Below are 15,735 nucleotides of genomic sequence, written 5' to 3'. Positions count from 1 at the left end.
ACCCGCGTCAACGAGCCGCCTGGATAATCGCCATGTCGATATCCTTGAAACCCTTGATCGTGTTGGTCTGGGCGTTGCGGAAAACCGTGTACGACGAAAACGCCGTCTGATAAGCCGCCAGTAACCCCGGGTCCGAAGCATCGGTTTTGAGCTTTTCCAGTGCAATGTCCAGGGCCTCCTTGAGCTTCTGCGCGCCGCCTTCAAATGCCTGCGCCTGCTCGCCGAGAAAATCATCGGGAAATGTGATGGGGAGTCCGATACCAGCCATGCGTCACCTACTCTGTCTGATTTAGAAAATGCCAGGACGAGGACCCCGTCTTGACGTAGCCCTGGGGGCCGGTTTGAAACGACTTGCCCTTGAGCGAGTCGTCCTTGAGCGCGACAGTGAAATGCACGTAGCGATCACCCCATTGCCGGTAAAAACTGTCGACATACTGGCGAGCGGCGGCCAGTTCGGAATCCTGCAGGTTGCCCTCGACGGCGAACGTGACGCCGTCCTCGTGCTCGACCCGACTGAAGGCCAGTGCAAGACGCTGCAAACCGGCCTGTGCAAGACCGGCCAGCAGTTGGTCATCCTGTTCTTGCAGCAGGACGTCGCGGGCATAAGGCGCCGCCGCGAGCAACGTATCAATCAGGCTTGCCTGCCGGTCGGGCGTCAGCAGGTTGCGCTGCCCGCTGAGTAGCAGGCGCGGCAACGCTGGATCCCTGAGGTCGAGGAAATGCCAGGCCAATTGCGGATCGTGGTCGATCAACACCTGCTCCAGTCGGCGGCGCTCCTGGTCCGTCACCAACACCCTGCCGTCCAGAGTGCCGTGGCGCGCCAGCACCTGTCGGCTCCAACCGGCATCACGCTCGGAAGCCACGAAAACGTAGACCGAACGATCGCGCCCCGGCAGCACCTGGACCTGCGCACTGGCGCCACTGATCAGCGCACGGACATCGGTTTCAGGCGCCGGCCCCGGCATGGCCCAGAGGCCGATCACCACGACCGACGCCACCAACGCCAGCCCGCAGCCGGCCCAGCGCAGCCAGTGGCCACGGCCATCAATGAACACGGTGGCAGCGGTTGCTGGCGAGGGGGATGGGTCGAGACACTCGGCACGCCAAGCTTGATCCTCGGGACGCAAGGCAATGTGCAAGGCACCGATCTGCACCCGGGTCTGAAACCCGCAGTGGCGTACCGCGACTGAATCGCCGAGCAACCGCACCGGCAAGCCGTCTGCCGTGGCCTGGTCGGCCAGCACCTCGAAATTGCAGCCGCCCGCCTCCAGAGGAACGAAGATGGCTTCCTCAGGAACGCTGGCCGCAGGCGCGCCGTTCCCGAGCAAATCCACAGGCCCGACCACGAACAGGGTCGGGCCTTCGCCAAGCGGGAATTCGCAGCCTTGCAACGGACCATTGAGTATCCGCAGAACGCAAGGCTGTAGCGTGGTGGCCGTCGGGACTGTCACCGTCCAAGCTCCAGGGCAATGGAATGAGCCGCCATGGTAGGCACCCCGAAAACAGGCTTCCTGATCGAAATCTGCCGGTTGCGCCTTGCAGGGGATCAGATTCCCGTGTCGACCTTTTCAGGAAGTATCACGCCGCTACGGCATGCTCATTGTGGCGAGGGAGCTTGCTCCCGCTGGGGCGCGAAGCGGCCCCAGAACCTGGCGACACAATAGGGCCACCTGTTAAGTGATTTTGGGAGGGCTGGTTAGCTCATCCACCTGACACATCGACCAACGATCGCTCTGGCTGGCCCTGGGTCAGCACTCGATAGCGTCGCCAGACCTTGCGCGCGTAGCGCAATCGCGCGACCTGGCGATGAGGTGAGTTGCCCGCGTTGTAGGCGCCGACCGCCGTCCAGTTGTAACCGTAGCGCGCGATGAACCCGGCCAGTACCTGCGCACCGACTTCCACCGACAGGCAAGGCTCCTGCAACAGGCGCTGCTCGGTAATGCCCTGGGCCTTCAATCGAGGCAGGTGGATACTGTTGATCTGCATCAGGCCGATATCGCGGGTGCCATTGCTGTTGTGGTGGACGGCATCCGGCAGCATGCCCGACTCGACCGTGGCAATCGCTTGCAGCAACTCGGGTTCGATGGCGTGCAACCGCCCCGCCTCGCTCCAGCACCAGGCGTGCGCCTGGGTCATGCCCAGCCCCAGACCAAGGCACATCGGCAGGCATAGCCATTTGTTCCTGCGCCGCTTCATGCCAGGCGCCGCTCGCTGATCCACGTCAGCTGTTCATGAATGCGCACCCGCAGGATCTGCGCCCGGACACAACCCGGATCAAGTTGCAGACACTGCATGATCATCCGCGCCGCCTGCTCGTTTCGTTGCCAGAACCAGTGATGCCAGGCCTGAAAATACAGCACGTCAACCTGATCGGCCGACCACAGGCAGCGACGGAACAGCACCTCGGCCGCTTGCTCGCAGCCGCGCAAACTGGTGAGCAATGCCAGGCGCATCAATGCCGGGATGCTGCCCGGGTCCAGCGCCAAGGCATTGGAAACCGCCGAGTGAGCCTCTTCGATGACGTGCCCCTGATCCCCTTGGCCCATCAGCAACTGCCCCAACCACACATCCGCCAGGCCGCACCAGGGCGGCGCGTAGCCAGCATCGAGTTTCAAACACTGCCTGAACAGCACCTGGGCATCGCGCAGGCTTTGCACTGTGTGCTGTTGCACACTGCACAAGCCATTGAGATACGCCACCGCCACCGGATAGGACCCGCAGCGATCACCGACAGGGCGCAGCCCCGGTACGTGCTGGGCAACCAGGCATGTCAATGCACCCAGCGCCTCCCCCGGATCCCAGGCATCCAGCGTCTGACCATGCAGCAAGGCCTGGTCGCGTCCACGAATCAACTCGATCGACCAGTGCTGCAAGCCGCCCGCACCGATAAAACGACCGTTCAAGCAATAATCTGCCGACAACTGCCCGGCCACCGACCGCACGTTGTCCAAAGCCCCGCAGGCCGCGATCAGCCCCGAGGGAATGACATGCAATGCCTCACCGAACGCCGTGGTCAGTTGGCGGATCATCAGATCCTGCAGATCCAGCGCCGCGATCTCATCCAGATTGCGAAACGGCAGAACCGCCAGCGAAGGCACCACCGCCCTCGCCTCGCTCGGTACATAGAGCTCGACCACGGAACCGGTGAACCGATAACCCTGGCCGTAAACCGTCGCAATGTAGTTCTTGTTATCCTTGAGCAACTTGCGCAAGGCGTAGATACAGCGCGTCAGCGACTCCTCAGCGGCATCCATCCGAGGCCAGACATGGTCCAGCAGATAATCCTTGCTGACGACCGTACCCGCCGACTTCAACAACAGGCGCAGTACGTGCAGCTCTTTGGGGGGAACATGAACTCCTTGTCCATCTCGCATCAGCGTTCCATCGCTTTGCAATAGCCAGTGGTCAAAAACGAATGACTCGACCAGCGGTTGATCAGTTGCACTGTCCATACTTTGAAACTTCTCTATAGAAAGTTACTGAAGCGCGATCGAGCCTGTCGGGTAGACAGGCTCGGGATGACGAGCTGCGTGACTATAGGAAGATGCATAGGATGATTCCGTAGGTCGCTGAACGTTATTTACGTAGGAAACTGCGACGAGCACCGTAGGAAGCATTCAATAAATCAAGTTATAAAATTTAACCACCGGGAAGGGCGAACAAACACAGCAATGAATGTTGAAAATGTCCTGTCCCCCTGAATAGGTACCCATCAAGGGCTATTCTCTTTATATCTCTGCACCGAGTCGACTACATCCTGCACTGTCCTCCACGCCTCCACCTCACCTTCGGGCAGCTCGATACCGAAAGCGTTATTAAGCTCCAGGACAAGCTCCACCAGACTCATGGAATCGATAAACAGATCCTCGACCAACCGCGAAGCATCGCCAATGACCCGATCACTGGGGGGAATACCAAGCGCCAATGATTTGATGACGGCCTGGATACTTTCGCTTAGATTTTCTGACATTTTCTTTCCTGAAAAGAATCTGACAGGCGTGGAACAGTACACGCCATGCCAGATTGAATATTGCAGCCGTTGCTCGATCTTAGAAGTTCAACATCGCCCGCAACATATCCCCAAACTGATTCAAATGCGCCGACAAAGTCTTATTGAAGTTATCGTGGTAAGCGTTGGCGTTCGAATACTTCTGAGTGAAGGACTGCAATCTGTTTTTCAGAAGTTCCTCCTGGGCGTTGAAGCCGGTTTGCCAGGCATTGAATGCGGCCGTATCGAGCTTTACCTTGTCGCCATAATCCTTCAGCCCGTTGTGCATCACATTCAACGGCCCGAGATCGATGACCACGCACCAGGGACCGTTCGGCTTGGGATTCTGCTGAAGGCAACTGTCAGGCAGACCCAGCGCCTTGAGCCATTTTTCCGCCTCTTCCTTGCTCGCTCCAGTATCGGGGGGGGCCGGAAAGAGCATGGCGGCAGGGTTGGGCAGGGAATATTTTGCAATCAGTTTTTCCAGTGCCTCGCGCAACGGGCCTGCACTTAACTCGACCTCTTTGCCGTCGTTAACCCCTTCGACCCAATCCTTCATCATCGCGGTGATTTCGGTGTTGAAATCGGAGAAGAAGTCCGAATAGGCCGAGATGATGTGTTCATAGCCGGCCAGGTAGCCGTTCTTGATCAGGTCGATCAGTTCCAGGAGCTTTTCAAAGAAGTCGTTCGAGGAATTAATCGTGGCATCCAGGGCCTCGGCGATTTCCGGCGGGGCGCTCTGCTCAATGGACTGCTTGAGGCTGCGCAATATTTCGCTTTGTCGGTCATCGAGTTGCTGGCGCTGTGTTTCATTCAGCGGCGCCGTTTCCAGGGTGTGGGCTATCACCGCGCAGCATTGGCGCAATTGCAGGGTCCACATTTCGGCGCGAATACGCTTGGCGTGGGTCTGTTCGACGAAACTCGCCAGGGCGCCTTTCACCGGCCCCTCGGTTGCCAGGCGCTCGGCGGCCCGGGTGATTTCCTGCGAGCAAATCAGCGCACGCTCCAGATGACGATCGAGGGTCTTGAGCGAGCGCTCCAAAGACGCCGCAGGGTTTGCGACGACTGGATTGGCAGCCGGCATTTCAGGCGGTGTCGGTGCAGGGCTCGTAGTGTCCAAGTCGATGGGCTGCGGGTGGGTGGATGTGGAACCGTGAATGATCATCAGGTCAGGTCCTCTCAAGCCGTCAGGCTACGAATGACGTCGGCACGGGACTGGAACAACTGCATCACAATGTCCATCAGTTTTTGCAGCAACGCCGCTTCGGCTGCGTCCTTCTGGCTGACTTCGTCGCTCAGGGCTTTCTGGCTGCTCTGTGCGCTTTGTTGCAGAGCGTCCTTCTCACGGGCGGTGTGCTCGCTCAAGCCAACGAGCTTGGACAGCACTTGGCCCAGGTTCATCGACATGGCGCTGAGGGCGCGGCCTATTTCCAGTTTCTTTTCGATGCCTTTGCTGCCCATCTGGCTCAGCCAGTCGGAGGTCTCGCTGACTTTTTGCGCGTTGGCTATTTCCTTGTCGAACCAAGCTCGGTCCTTAGATGACAGGGACGCGCCCTTGGGTTTGAAATCGACTGACGTCGGACGGCCGAATTTATCGAACGTCCTGATCTTGTAGGTGGTCTCCGAATTCCAGTCCGTTCGGTCGCGCTCAAGCTTGAGGTCGCGTTCGATGTTTCTGGCGTTCAAGGCGTTAGGCTTATGCAGGTTCAACCTATTCTGGCGGTCTGTCTGGCTCAGCCAATTGGCATTGCGACCAACCTCCTGTGCCTTGAGGATTTCCTTGTCGAACCATTCCAGATCTTCGGGTGGTCGGGACGGACCGTCGAGTTTGAAGTCGACCGTCTTCGGGCGGCCGAACTCATCAAGGGTATTAATCTTATAGGTGGTTTGTGGATTCCACGCGTCCCGACTGCGCTCAAGCTTGAGGTCACGCTCGATGTTGCGAGCATCCATCGCGTTGCGCTTGTGCAGGTTGATATCCGCATGCTTCAAGGTCTGACCGTGCAAAGTCTTGACCAAGGCGAACCCGGATACGGCACCGGATACGATTGCCCCGGCGATGGCACTGCGCAGCGCTGCCTCGCCGGACTCGATAATCGCCGCGCCCTGGGCCTTGGCCGCCTCGGAAGCCATGACGGTGAAATGGCCGCGCAGTTGCGCGTTGATCACGCGAGCAACGTTCAGCGCAATGATCGCGGTCACCAATACATTGGCGTGTTTTTCCCAGGCTCCGGGGTCGAATATCAGGTCGTTGCGTACTTCATCGCTGAGCAGCGCCAGGGCAGAAGTCATGTCTTCCCAGTCCGATTGAGTGGGCTGGTAGGCATCGATCGCATTTTCCAGCTCCAGCGCTGAGGGCACGATGAAACTCTCGTTGCGCAGGATTTGTTTTTTGGTGATTTGGTCGAGGACCGCCGGGCTCAAATGGGACTTGCTTTTAAGCCCCTTGGCAAACTGTTCCTGAGTAATCAGCTCGCTCAGCCCCGCGTCACTGACTGAATCAGATTTAAGCAAAACGCTGGGGGTTGGTGCATGAATAGTGGTCATCGTAGATACCTGTTACCAGTAGGTTTCAAATGCGCCGAGCCATTTGCAGGCTGACGGAATGGCTGCGTTGCAGGTCGGCGAATACCTGCTCGATCTGGCGGGTTCGTTCCTGCATCGCCTGGCCGTAGTTCTCCACCACCTGAGTGAGGTAGGCGCTGATTTCCTCGCTGATCGCCATGCGCACGCGCACATCCGCCAGGTGCACGGCCGCCTGGGCCTGGTGGTGGCCGCTTTTGATTTGCATTGCGCCTTGCGCGGCGACATGACCGAATTCGGTGAGGGCCTGGGCGATTTCCAGCTTCGCGGCGTAACCCGCCAGCTTGACTGCATCGGCGCCGTTGGTGATGAACCCGCGCAGTTGCGTGAGCATTTGCGTCAGGGTGTTGCCGACCGACGTCGCCACCTGCTTCATGGCTTGCATCGCGGCGGGGGCGGCCTGGGAGGCCACCGAAGCCAGTTTCGAGGCGACGGTGCTGAGCATCGGGCCGGCGACCTGCGCGCCAACGACGGCCACCAGGGCGACCGCCGCCAGTGTCGAGATAACGCCCTGGATCATGCCGCCGATCTGCCCGATTTCCTTGGCCTTCTCCTCGTCGACACCCAGGTCTATCAGCAGCTGGGTATAGATCTCGGAGAACCGCTTGATGGCTTCCTGCATGACGATCGTCAACGGCTTCATGGCTTCGGCCATGAACGACACACCGGTTTTTTCCTGGATCACCGCATCGGCGATCATGACCCCCGCACCGATCACGCCCACGGCGATCAGCACCGGGTTGGCGGTCAAGACGCCGGCGGCGATAGTGGCGACCGTCAATATCGCGCCTACGATCTTGCCGATGCAGCCCATGGTTTTCTGTAGGGCCTCGGCCTTGCGGACTTCTTCCAGGTATTTATCCGACTCACGCTTCATATGCTCCTGAAGCCTGGCTTGCAGCTCTTGGAACAGCTCCTGGCTGAGCTCCTCCTTGTTCTGCGCGGCCTCACCGAGCAATTCGATGATCTTCAAGCGATTGAGCAATGCCAATGCACTGCTGCTGAGGGCCTTTTCGTCGCTGTCCTTGGTGGCGGCACTGCCGACGACGGACAGCTGTACTTTCGCAACCACCCCGCTCAGCGTCCTGGCGAAAGCATTGGCGACCTCGATCAGCTTCAAGTGCGCATCCACGGCCGTGTCGAAAGCCTGGGTGTGGCTCGCCACCTCGCCCTTGAGTTGCTCGCGGCGGGCCAGCTCCTGGGCGTACTCAGGCGACTCGGGATCAAGCTGCGCCAGTCGCGCCTCGCTGTCGGCGAGCAGCCCCTGGAAATGCAGGACGCGCTCGTGCAATTGATCGAGCTGTTCCTGACTGCTCCCGACCTGGCCCTCGGCATCGGCCAGCGCCTGGACAGCGGCGGCGTATTCCGCCGAGAGGTTGGCCTGGCCCTGCTGCCTGGCACTGGCCATGCTCTGCAGCATCGCCAGACGGTTTTTCAGTTTGTTTACGTCGACCTCACCGATCAGTTCGCTGATCATCGCCATCAACAGCGTGAACAGGTCACCGTTGGTTTCCTGTTTGTTGCCATCGGCTCGCGGCGGCGGCGCGTGCAACACGGGGCGGCCAGTGCCGGCGGCGAACGGGCCATCGTGCCCCTCGTACTTCACTGACATCAGGTCCGCCAATGCTTTGCGACCGGCTTCCTGATAATCCGTGGTCCTGGCGGCCTTGCTGGCAGCCGGGCCATATTTTTCAAAGGCTTCGGTGCGGCTCATCCCCCCTGGGAATAGAGCGCTACGGGTGCTTCCAATATCAGTCATGTTCAGTCCTCCGAACCATGCAGTTCCATGTTGGCCAGGGTGTCGAGATAGACCTTGGCCTGCTCGCGCAGATCGTCTTGCGCGGCCTGCTCGAGCACGTATTCGAAACACAGCCGGGCCTTGCCGATCTTGCCCAGGGCCAGGTGACACTGGCCGGCGTACAGCATTGGCCGGTAGTCCTCCTTGCCTTGGGCGAACGCGATGGCATACAGGTCGATTGCCTTCTGGTGGTTTTGCTTGAGCTGGTGCACGGCCGCCAGCCCCATCCAGTAATGGCTGTTGTAGAAGTCGTAGATGCACAGGAAGTGAAAGAACTTCTCGGCATCGTCCAGCCGCCCCTGTTCGTAGAACTGGAAGGCGAAGGCATAGAGACTGTCCATGTGCTCGTCACTGAGGCCTTGCACGTCTTTCAACGGCGCGCCACCGAGCACCGCGTCGACGACGTCCAGGGCCACCTGCTCGTCTTGTTTGTTGTTGCGACTCATCGGCCACACTCCTGAAAAAACGTCAGCGTCGCTGACCGGTGCATTGGGCCAAAACACCGGCAAGGCCGCTGCCAAATTGCGCTCATCCGCGTGGGTGTCGGCCCTGGACTGGCAAGGCTGTCCTGCGGCATGTGGCGAGGGGATTTATCCCCGCTGGGCTGCGAAGCAGCCCCAAAAAAAGCGGCGAGCGCTGCGCACTCGAACGGGGGATAAATCCCCTCGCCACAGGTGTACGGCATAGTTGATAGGGCGTTGTCTCGAAGAAACGTCGGCCTCAGGCCTGTTCGACCTGCTCCAGCCAGATCAACAGGCGCAGCACCTCCTCGACTTCCTGCACCTGCAGAAAGCTGTAGCGCTGGTGGGTCTTGAAGATCCGTCGGGCCAAGGCGACGTCGTTGATCACCGGCACACCGACCTCCTTGGCGTACGCCCGGACGGCCAGGGCACGTTGGTTGGTTTCCATCAGGGAAATGAACGGCAACAGGGTGATTTCCGGACGGAAATACACGCCGATGGCAATGTGCGTGGGGTTGGCGATGATCATGCGCGAGCTGCGCACGTCGGATTTGACCTGCTCCGATAGCAGCTCCATGTGCAGGTCGCGACGGCGCCCCTTGATCTGCGGGTTGCCGTCCTGCTCCTTGTGTTCACGCTTGACCGAGTCCTTGTCCATCATCTGGTCTTTCATGAACAACCAGTATTCGCTGAGGGCATCGAGTACCACGACCAGCAGGATGCAGGCCAGGAACGCCAGCACCAGCACCAGCAACAGATGCCCCCAGATCGCGAGCAGATCCGGTGCCAGGGCGAAGAGCTGGGCGAACAGCAATTGCCGTTGCGTGGCCCAGACGATCCACAGCGCCATGACGAAGCAGCCCAGGTACAACAGCGCCTTGAACGTGTCCTTGACCGTGCGCAGGCTGAACAGTTTTTTGAAGCCATTGATCGGGTTCAATGCACCGAAATTCAGTTTCAACGCTTCGCTGGCCAACGCAAAACCGCTTTGCAACAGCGCCGGCAGCGCACTGGTCAGCACGCACACCAGCAGCAACGGCAACAACGCCTTGAGCCCTACCAGCACCAGCATCACCGAGTAGGCTTGCAGGTCGGCGTCAAAATCGCTGGCGATGATCCGCCGGTAGACCTCCATGACCTCGACTAACGAGCTGTTGAACACCATGTAGGTGATGCCACACAGGGTCAGGCAGGTGATGACCAGGTCCTTGGCCTTGAACGTCTGCCCTTTGCGCGCGGCATCACGCAAGCGCTTGGCGGTGGGTTTTTCAGTCTTCGAGGCGCTGGATGACATCCCCCTCCTCCCCACCGCCCAGAGACTGCGCCAGCCCATCGGCCATCGTGCCCATGCGCAAGACTTCGTCCGGCAGATGCACGCCGAAGTACAGCATCAGCACCACCAACGCCACCAGGCTCTTGACCGTCAGCGACACGGAGAAGGCATTCATCTGCGGCGCATAGCGCGACAGCAAACCCAGCAGCGCCTCGCTGACCAGCAAGGTCGCCACCACCGGCGCACTGATGACCAGCGTCTTGCTCACCAGCGCATCCAGCAACCCCAACACCGCCGGCAAATGCAGTTGGCAGCCACTCGCCGGCGCACACAGGCGATAACTGTGGCCAACGGTTTCGAGCATCAACAGCATCCCGCCACCGGCGAGATACACCGCCGCCGCAAACAACTGGAGAAAATTCGCCAGCTCCGAGGTGTCGACACCGTTGGCCGGATCCATGGTGCTGCTGAGCATGGCCCCGCGCTGGTTGTCGATCAGGTTGCCCATGGCGTGCAACACCCAGAACGGCCAGCCCAACAGCATCCCCAACAGCACGCCTATACTCGCCTCGCGCAGCACCAGGCCGAGGAACGCCAGGCTGTCGAGGGTAGGTGCGGGCACACCGATGTAGCGCCAAAACCCCAGCGCCACCAGCACAATCACCGCCTGACGCGGGGCACCGGTGAGCACGCCGCTGTTGAGAAACGGCAACATGAAAAAAATCGGTGCCAGGCGCGCCACACCCAGGACCGCTACGGCGAACCAGGCATACAGGTCGAAAAACAATGCCACCGACATCGGCTAGCTCAACGCCAGGCGGATAACTTCGCGGCTGAAATCCAGCAGGGTTTCGCCGTACCAGCCCGACAGCAGGAACAGGCATGCCGCCACCGCCAACAACTTGAAACCGAACGGCAATGTCTGCTCCTGCAACTGGGTCACGGTCTGGATCAACCCGACCACCAGGCCGACCACGGTGGCGACGATGATCGGCCAGGCCACCATCAGCAGGATCAGGTACAGGGTTTTGTTGCCGGCATAGACCAGATCGTTCATCGGTGCACCTAGGCCAGCAAGGTCAGGTACTGCTTGACCAGCCCGGTCGACAGCAGCGCCCAACCGTCCAGCGCGACAAACAGCACCAGTTTGATCGGCACGGAAATGATCACCGGGCTCATCATCATCATGCCCAGCGCTAGCAGGATGCTGGAGATCACCAGATCGACGATCACGAAGGGCAAATACAGGTAGAAGCCAATCTTGAAGGCACTCTTGATTTCACTCAGGGCATAGGCCGGCAGCAGCGCAAACAGCGAGGGCACAAGTTCTTCATCGGCAGGCAGGCCCGTGTCGGTTTCATCCTGGAGCGCCTGGGCCCGCTCGAAAAACTGCGCCAGCTCCGGGTCGGTGTACCTGCGCAGGTAATCCTTGTAACTGCCCAGGCCGTTCTCGGCGAAGTTCACCACCGACTCGATATCGGTAAAGGCCACCGCCTCGCGCTTGTAATAGTCATAGCCCTGCTTCATGACCGGTGTCATGACGAAAATCGCCAGCATCAGGGCAATCGCGTTGAGCGCCATGTTCGACGGCACCTGCTGCAGGCCCAACGCGTTGCGCACGATGACGAACACGATGGAGAACTTGAGATAGCAAGTACCCGCCGCCACCAGAAACGGCAGCAGCGACGCGAACGCCAACAGCGCGATCAGCGAGACATCATTCATCGGCGCTGGCCCGATAGACCTGGAGCAATTCGACACCCAACTGACCGTCCAACTGCACCAGCTCCCCGCGGGCCACCGGCTTGCCGTTGGCCCGCACCTCGATGTGCCGCGCCGCGTCCTCGGTCAACGGGATCAGTTGCCCGTCGATGATGCGCGACAAGGTAGCCAGGTCGGTTTCATGACTGGGGAGCAGGAACTCCAGGCGCACCGGGAGCGCTGCCAGGTCGATCGTCGCGGTTTCTGACGGGTTATCCGCGTTGGCATCGGTCACGCTCGGTTGCATGTGTAGACCCTCCTGGGTAAAGGTGAAAGTGCCAAGGCTGTAGTCGGCCAGACAACAGCGCTGGGAACGCTGGACGATGCGCACGATATCGCCCTCTTCCAGGCGTATCCGGCTGGCACGGCTCAGGTGGCTGATGCCGAGCATCAACTCCAGGCGCAGCGGCAAATCGTCCAGCCATGAATCGACACCCAAGCCCTCGCTGGCAACGGCTGTCGGCGGCAGTTGCAACAACCACAGGCGCCCCCGCGGGGTTTCGAGCCAGGGCAGCTCGCGGCTGGGCAATCGCGCCGGGGCGACGCCTTCAATGTCGGACAGCGCCCGGTATTGCAACTCGTCTCCCTCCAGCAACAAGGGACGTGGCAGCACCCGAAACAACTCGACGATATCCATCAACGACGTTTCCACCTTCAGTAACGACTGCAACTGTGGAAGCGCGCGATACAGCCAGTCGTGGGCCGCAATCAGCCCTTGCCAGTGGCCGCCGTCACCCTGGGCGCAAAAACGCAAATAGCCGTCATGCCCTGGCACCTGGCCCAATCCCGTGTCCCGGCCGGCGCGTCGCCAACGTTGAATCGCCTGGGCCTGGGCATGGGCCAACGGCTCGACCCGTCGTAGCGGCAACGCGCTCATGCCGGCCCCCCGGCCTGCTCGTCCTGCTCCTCATCCGGCGCCTGATGCGAGCCCTGGCGCGACTGCTCGCCGCCACTGTCGGCCAGCCGCCAGGCCGGTTCCCGGGCCAGCTCGAAAGGCGCCTTGAGTTGCTCGAACACCAGGGTATTGCTGGGGTTGAGCGTCAGGTTCCGAGTGGGCTCTTCGGGCACCCGGGTAATCGTTATCTGTCCGCTGGCAGCGCCTTTATTGAACGGTACTTGCAGCACGCCCCGGCCCGTGTCCGGCAGCGCCTCGACCATGACCTCAAGCATTGGTGGCGCCGGCGGTAGCGCCGGTGAAGGGAGGGCCGGTGGGGCAACGGCCGGCGTCTGGCGCGGGCCTTGAGCGCTCATCGGCGCCTGGGGCAACGGCTGTTCGTCGAGACGGGGTGCCGTGAACGGCTCCACCGCCAGCGGCTCAAGTGATGCCGGCACCGCAGTTTTATCGACGCCAGAGGCCACCCGCTCCAGGTGCTGCGTCAACCCTTGTTGGGTCAACTTGCCGGGCGGCGCGCCTGTCGGTGGAAAGGCCAGGTTTTCCCGGGCAACCCATCGCCTGCCAGCGGGCTCGGCCCCCTCCGTATCCCGGCCAAACGGCCGGGCTTGATCGCGCTCAACCGCCAGCATCTCCTGTCCCACTTTCATCGCCTGCCCAGCCAGCGTCAGGGCAGCTTCCGTCAGGGGGCGCCGAGGCAAGATCAGCGCCGCCATCAGGTCCAGCGCACCTTGTGGCAGTTGATCCTCTTGCACCGGGACGAGTTGGTCCAGCAGCTCATCCAGCGGACCTTCGTCGACGGGTTCCAGGGCCTGGACCGGCCCCCTGGGCACTGCAAAGACTTCGTTCATCGCCGCACTCCGATCAGCTCTTCCAGCTCCCGTTCTTCGCGGCGCACCGCCTCGAGCCGCTGCCCACGCAACAGCTGTTGGACGCCGCGCGCATACTTGTCCTGTTTGCGTTGCAGCCCACGCAGTTGCTCGCGCTGCGCCTGCAACTGCTGCTCGATCTGCCGGTACTGCTGGTCCACGCGATCACGCTCGACACGCAGCAGATCGATGCGCCGCCGGATGACCGCCTGGGTGCGCAACAGCGCCAACAACTGGGCGTGATCCAGCACACAATCATTGGCTTGATGGCTGCTCAACAAGCGTTGCAGCGCCGCCTCTTGTTCCTCGAAAGCGGACTGTTCCTGGCGCAGCGGCGGCAATTGACGCTGGACACGCAACACGGCCTGCTCGCCGCGTTGTCGACGGAACTGACTGAAGGCCAGCAGGCGTCGTTGATCAAGCAATGATTTCATGCAGGCTCCGCAGGGTTTCATCTGGCTCACTGGATTGATCCGTCGGCTGGCGCAACCATTGGCCGAGGGCTTCGCGACGTTGCAGCGCGCGGTCATTGGCCGCGTCCGCGCCCGGGCTGTATTCGCCCATGTCGAGAAACACCTGCAGCTGTTCAAGGCGTGCCAGGGTGTCGCGAGTCGCGGCCGCCAATTGCCGGACCTCTGGCGTGGTGACCTGCGTCGCCACCCGACTGACGCTGCGCAAGACATCGATGGCCGGGTAATGCCCCTTGGCGGCCAAGGCCCGGCTCAGGTAGACGTGGCCGTCGAGAATGGAACGAATCTCCTCGGCGATCGGATCCGGCTCGTCATCGCTTTCCAGCAGCACCGTGTACCAGGCCGTGATGCTACCCGACGCGGTCACGCCCGGACGTTCCAGCAGGCGCGGCAAGGCATCGAACACCGAGGCCGGATAACCTCGCCGCGCCGGTGCTTCACCGGCGGCCAAGGCCAGGTCGCGGCGCGCACGGGCGTAGCGGGTCAACGAGTCCAGCAACAGCACCACGCGCCGGCCCTGGTCGCGAAAATACTCGGCGATGGTGGTGGCCTGCAGCGCCGAGTTGCAGCGATCCACCGAGGAAAAATCCGACGTGGCGTACACCACCACGCAACGGGCATGCTTGGGCGACTGGCGCAGATGCTCGATGAACTCGGTGACTTCGCGCCCACGTTCGCCAATCAGGCCAATGACAAAAACCTCCGCGTCCGTGTGTTCGATCAGCATGTTGATCAAGGTGGTCTTGCCGGAACCGGCGGCGGCGAAAATGCCGATACGCTGGCCGACGCCGCAGGTCAGCAAGCCGTCGATGACGCGAATACCGGTGCGCAGCGGCTCCACCACCGGGCGCCGCTGCTGGTACGACGGTGGGTCGGCATCCACCGCACAATCGCGCTGGGCAACCGCTGTCGACGGCGCCAGGCGCTCGACGATAACGCCCTGGGGATCGACCACGCTGCCGAGCAAGGCGTCACTGCACGTCAACTGCAAAGTCGAGCCGGTGGGCACGATCATCGATTCCCGGGACAAGCCTTTCGCCTCGCCCAGCAAACTGAGCAGCACCGCGCCGGGCTTGAAGCCGATGACCTGCGCCCTCGCAGCGATCTCGGGCGAGCGCCAATGGCGACGCACTTCACAGACTTCGCCGACCACCACCTCGCCCAATGCCGCTTCGATCAAGGGCCCGCTCAATCGCGTGGGATGGGCCGCACGCCTTTCCAGCCTGAGGCTCATCGACGCAGGATTTCCAGCAGTGTTTCCATCGCTTGTACAAAGGAATCCAGCGCCTGGGCGAAATGCTCGGCATCGCTCAAGGCAAGCGCATTGGCCATCAAGCGCAACTCCAGTCGCCCCTCGACTTCGCACAAGTGCAATTGCCCGGTGCGGGAAAAAGCACTGCCTTCAAACAAGAATTGCATCAGGTCAAAGGCGCAATAATTGAATGTCTGTGGGGTGGACTCGGCGACCGCCGCCCAAACCCACACATCGCCTTCCACGACCGCAACACTGATATCGGGCAGACTTCTCATCTGCATTTCTATCGTGCTGTGGCTGTCGAAGTGGCCTATCTGGCTGTCCGCGCAGCCGCTGTATCGCAGCGCTTGGCGCAGTAGATCGGCGATATCCATCGGTACCATCT

Annotated in this window: 18 protein-coding genes; all 18 read right to left on the bottom strand. The window is 61.0% G+C overall.

The annotated features are described in order from the left end of the window. Positions 1 to 7: 7 nt before the first annotated feature. The 18 genes from sctF to BM321_RS01075 all read right to left on the bottom strand — a co-directional run bounded on the left by sctF (position 8) and on the right by BM321_RS01075 (position 15,733). Entirely contained in the window at positions 8 to 268 is a 261-nt protein-coding gene (sctF, locus tag BM321_RS01160) for a type III secretion system needle filament subunit SctF (protein WP_092441268.1), read from the bottom strand. Positions 269 to 275: 7 nt separating this feature from the next. Continuing rightward, the gene (locus BM321_RS01155) at positions 276 to 1,451 is read right to left on the bottom strand and encodes a PrgH/EprH family type III secretion apparatus protein (protein ID WP_092441267.1); all 1,176 of its coding nucleotides are present in this window, start codon (positions 1,449 to 1,451) and stop codon (positions 276 to 278) included. Between the two features lie 250 nt (positions 1,452 to 1,701). Next, positions 1,702 to 2,196: a transglycosylase SLT domain-containing protein gene (locus BM321_RS01150; protein ID WP_092441266.1), complete on the bottom strand. Its 495-nt coding sequence runs from the start codon at positions 2,194 to 2,196 to the stop codon at positions 1,702 to 1,704. Next, positions 2,193 to 3,452, bottom strand: coding sequence for a winged helix-turn-helix domain-containing protein (locus tag BM321_RS01145; RefSeq protein WP_092441265.1), 1,260 nt, complete (start codon positions 3,450 to 3,452; stop codon positions 2,193 to 2,195). Before BM321_RS01145 ends, BM321_RS01150 begins: the two co-directional genes overlap by 4 nt. Positions 3,453 to 3,712: 260 nt before the next feature. Next, complete coding sequence (locus BM321_RS01140) at positions 3,713 to 3,970, bottom strand: acyl carrier protein (RefSeq protein WP_092441264.1); 258 nt, start codon at positions 3,968 to 3,970, stop codon at positions 3,713 to 3,715. 79 nt (positions 3,971 to 4,049) lie between these two features. Continuing rightward, positions 4,050 to 5,153 (bottom strand): IpaD/SipD/SspD family type III secretion system needle tip protein, encoded by a 1,104-nt coding sequence (locus BM321_RS01135; protein ID WP_092441263.1) that lies wholly within the window; start codon positions 5,151 to 5,153, stop codon positions 4,050 to 4,052. 14 nt (positions 5,154 to 5,167) lie between these two features. Continuing rightward, entirely contained in the window at positions 5,168 to 6,535 is a 1,368-nt protein-coding gene (locus BM321_RS30370; protein WP_175534880.1) for a cell invasion protein, read from the bottom strand. 25 nt (positions 6,536 to 6,560) lie between these two features. Further along, on the bottom strand, positions 6,561 to 8,330 hold the full coding sequence (gene sctE / locus BM321_RS01125) for a type III secretion system translocon subunit SseC family protein (RefSeq protein ID WP_092441262.1): 1,770 nt from the start codon (positions 8,328 to 8,330) through the stop codon (positions 6,561 to 6,563). A 2-nt stretch (positions 8,331 to 8,332) separates the two neighbouring features. After that, positions 8,333 to 8,815: a type III secretion system translocator chaperone SicA gene (gene sicA / locus BM321_RS01120; RefSeq protein ID WP_092441261.1), complete on the bottom strand. Its 483-nt coding sequence runs from the start codon at positions 8,813 to 8,815 to the stop codon at positions 8,333 to 8,335. A 274-nt stretch (positions 8,816 to 9,089) separates the two neighbouring features. Further along, a complete protein-coding gene (locus BM321_RS01115) occupies positions 9,090 to 10,124 on the bottom strand; it encodes an EscU/YscU/HrcU family type III secretion system export apparatus switch protein (RefSeq protein WP_092441260.1) in 1,035 nt (344 codons plus the stop codon). After that, positions 10,099 to 10,902 (bottom strand): type III secretion system export apparatus subunit SctT, encoded by an 804-nt coding sequence (gene sctT, locus BM321_RS01110; protein ID WP_092441259.1) that lies wholly within the window; start codon positions 10,900 to 10,902, stop codon positions 10,099 to 10,101. Before sctT ends, BM321_RS01115 begins: the two co-directional genes overlap by 26 nt. 3 nt (positions 10,903 to 10,905) lie before the next feature. Next, entirely contained in the window at positions 10,906 to 11,160 is a 255-nt protein-coding gene (locus BM321_RS01105; protein ID WP_014337351.1) for an EscS/YscS/HrcS family type III secretion system export apparatus protein, read from the bottom strand. Between the two features lie 8 nt (positions 11,161 to 11,168). Further along, entirely contained in the window at positions 11,169 to 11,828 is a 660-nt protein-coding gene (locus tag BM321_RS01100; RefSeq protein WP_092441258.1) for an EscR/YscR/HrcR family type III secretion system export apparatus protein, read from the bottom strand. Then, entirely contained in the window at positions 11,821 to 12,741 is a 921-nt protein-coding gene (locus tag BM321_RS01095; RefSeq protein WP_092441257.1) for a FliM/FliN family flagellar motor switch protein, read from the bottom strand. The genes BM321_RS01100 and BM321_RS01095 overlap by 8 nt, the downstream gene beginning before the upstream one ends. Next, positions 12,738 to 13,607 carry a SpaN/EivJ family type III secretion system needle length determinant gene (locus BM321_RS01090; RefSeq protein WP_092441256.1) on the bottom strand — a complete coding sequence of 290 codons (870 nt, stop codon included), beginning with the start codon at positions 13,605 to 13,607 and terminating at the stop codon, positions 12,738 to 12,740. The genes BM321_RS01095 and BM321_RS01090 overlap by 4 nt, the downstream gene beginning before the upstream one ends. Beyond that, positions 13,604 to 14,059: a type III secretion protein gene (locus BM321_RS01085; RefSeq protein WP_092441255.1), complete on the bottom strand. Its 456-nt coding sequence runs from the start codon at positions 14,057 to 14,059 to the stop codon at positions 13,604 to 13,606. Before BM321_RS01085 ends, BM321_RS01090 begins: the two co-directional genes overlap by 4 nt. Further along, positions 14,043 to 15,329 (bottom strand): type III secretion system ATPase SctN, encoded by a 1,287-nt coding sequence (gene sctN, locus BM321_RS01080; protein WP_092441254.1) that lies wholly within the window; start codon positions 15,327 to 15,329, stop codon positions 14,043 to 14,045. Before sctN ends, BM321_RS01085 begins: the two co-directional genes overlap by 17 nt. Next, positions 15,326 to 15,733, bottom strand: coding sequence for an InvB/SpaK family type III secretion system chaperone (locus tag BM321_RS01075; protein ID WP_092441253.1), 408 nt, complete (start codon positions 15,731 to 15,733; stop codon positions 15,326 to 15,328). The genes sctN and BM321_RS01075 overlap by 4 nt, the downstream gene beginning before the upstream one ends. Positions 15,734 to 15,735 lie beyond the last annotated feature (2 nt).

It is taken from the genome of Pseudomonas sp. NFIX10, assembly GCF_900111955.1.
GTDB lineage: Bacteria > Pseudomonadota > Gammaproteobacteria > Pseudomonadales > Pseudomonadaceae > Aquipseudomonas > Aquipseudomonas fluorescens_AA.
Note: the sequence above shows the minus strand (reverse complement) of the source record. Positions and strands in the feature narration are given on the sequence as shown.